This is a genomic window from Pseudoalteromonas sp. NH0006-46 (genome assembly GCF_057547735.1).
Window position 1 is genome coordinate 1 of record NZ_BAAJML010000022.1, and the last position, 2,081, is coordinate 2,081.

At 34.8% G+C, this 2,081-nt stretch carries 1 protein-coding gene and 2 pseudogenes; all 3 read right to left on the minus strand.

From position 1 onward, the window contains the following. Positions 1-543: pseudogene (locus AC27I2_RS19615) on the minus strand (hypothetical protein); the annotation flags it as partial. A gap of 68 nt (positions 544-611) precedes the next feature. After that, a complete protein-coding gene (locus tag AC27I2_RS19620; RefSeq protein WP_487205254.1) occupies positions 612-1,679 on the minus strand; it encodes a hypothetical protein in 1,068 nt (355 codons plus the stop codon). Between the two features lie 149 nt (positions 1,680-1,828). After that, positions 1,829-2,081, minus strand: a pseudogene (locus tag AC27I2_RS19625) (hypothetical protein); the annotation flags it as partial.

Consider the following 2,081-nt stretch of genomic DNA (forward strand, 5'->3'; position numbering starts at 1 on the left):
GTTTGCTTTAGAATAAAACGCTTCAATATCCGTAAACGGGAACGTTGAATGGCCATGCTCATTTTTTTCTGCGTTATTTACTGACCACGAAAAACTTACTGTTTGGTTTTGGCGGTCAAAATATACCTCGCGTTTAGGCAAGATATAACGCGCTAAAATGGGGCTGAAGTTTAAGAAGAATAGGTTAAAACAAATGGTAAATAATAGAAAAGCCCATGGATATTCCATATTGTCCATAATAAAAACCCCAAAAACAGCCAGTATAGATACAAGACTACATGACGCCCCTAAAAAAACAGGTCCTAATGTTAACCCGAGCGACCAATCCCCCGCATTATGAAAACCTAAATAGCGCCCTTTGTTATCTAAACTTTTAGGTTCTACTTTATTATTCTCTTTTCCATTAAAAATTAACATATCTACTATAGAAAACCCCATTATGCCTTTATATTCAAAAAGGTGTGACTCTATGTAGTGTTTAAAATTTTGCGAGTTCTCTATCACTCTTGCATTTAGTTTTGCAAATTTATATGAAATTGTCATTAATATCCTTTTTCTACCCAAGCAGTTACTTGCTGTTTAGGCTAAATCCTATTTATTTCTTTGTTTAGCTATAAATCAACCATTAAAAATGAAGTAAATTTTTGCCACAGTGTTTTACCAAACTTTATCTCGCTTTCAGCTTTTATATTATCTGCATATTTCCATGGGAATTTAAATATATCAGGTGGCGTTAGCTTTTTAATGGGTTTACCCGCCAATAAGTTATCGAGCTGCTCTTCATCATTAAATTCTTTTAAAAGTTCATCATCAGCATGATTCATTTCTTTTAAAAATGACTTATCAACACGATACCAAAAATATTTTGGTCGACCATTGGTCTTATCAAATTCAGCAGTGGTTTTATCAAACTCACGGTAATATTCAAACTGCGGAATATCTGCTAAGGGTTGAGTAACATCCATGAAGTTTTGTAGTAATTCCCAATGTTGAAAACTGCAAGCTATCTCATTGTTGTAAGCAACATCATAGCGTTGATCTTCTTTATAATGAAGAAGCGTGAGCCCCCTGTGTGGAAATCCACTTTTGGGATTATGTGTAGCTTTATAATGAGCGTTAAATTCTTCAAAGCTTAAATAAGCAAAACTCTTTGCATCGCTTTTAGGTATTTTAACTACACCTGTTTTACGATCAAAAATAACTGCTAATTTAAAATAAGATCTAAAATATGGCCATATCACCCAATTTAAAATTTTTGAAAAAAACCAAACAGATAACAACACAGTGTAACTATCAAATGCTTCTGCTATATCTCCAAGAAAAAAACTAGTAATAGGAAAAGCTAGCAAAAGAAACAATATCGATATATGTAATACTCCCCAAGCGAAAGTTAAAGTGTCTATGAAACTTACAGGATTAGAAGCCAAAGGTAGTTCCAGTTGGCTCTCATTTTGAGTAAGAATACTCCGATGCTTATTTGCAACACCACTTATATTCAATTTATATTCTAATCTTTGAGAGTTATCAAAACAGTGCCCAAACACATCACCTCTTGGAAATATCGCTTGCTTACTTTGGTAACGGCAATACATAGAGTCACGCTCATCAGTCGCTATTCCATCTCTAAATTTTGCATTTTGCTTACCCTCATAGGCTGTTTCAGTATACTGCTCAAGCATATTCTATTCCTTTATTATCATTGCTTTGCATTTCACCATTCCTTCACCCTAGGGCAACAATAAACTTAGGTGATTAATAACGCCTAGGTTTGAATTCCTTTTCTGATTGTTAAATAGTGATATAAGGTAAAAATCTTAGAAATGGCTATTTACGGTAAACCACAGGTTAGCTGGATAAATAACCGTTTGGCTTTGTATTTCCAATTTAAGGTTTCTTTACGTTCAGGCTCAGGGGTCCAGCGTTGCCAAGGTTTGATGATTTCGGGCTGGGGGGCATCGTTATACCAATCTATTTTGTATGCCTCAGTATATAGCTCATCATAAATTTCGGTTTGTTGTTTAAAGCTCATATCACGCCAGTACACTTCTGGGCGGTTATTGTGTGTATCAAACTCAGCGGTG

What these genes read in the sequence shown, in the direction of transcription:
- AC27I2_RS19620 (WP_487205254.1), bottom strand. Translation starts at nt 1,679, where the DNA reads ATGCTTGAGCAGTATACTGAAACAGCCTATGAGGGTAAGCAAAATGCA.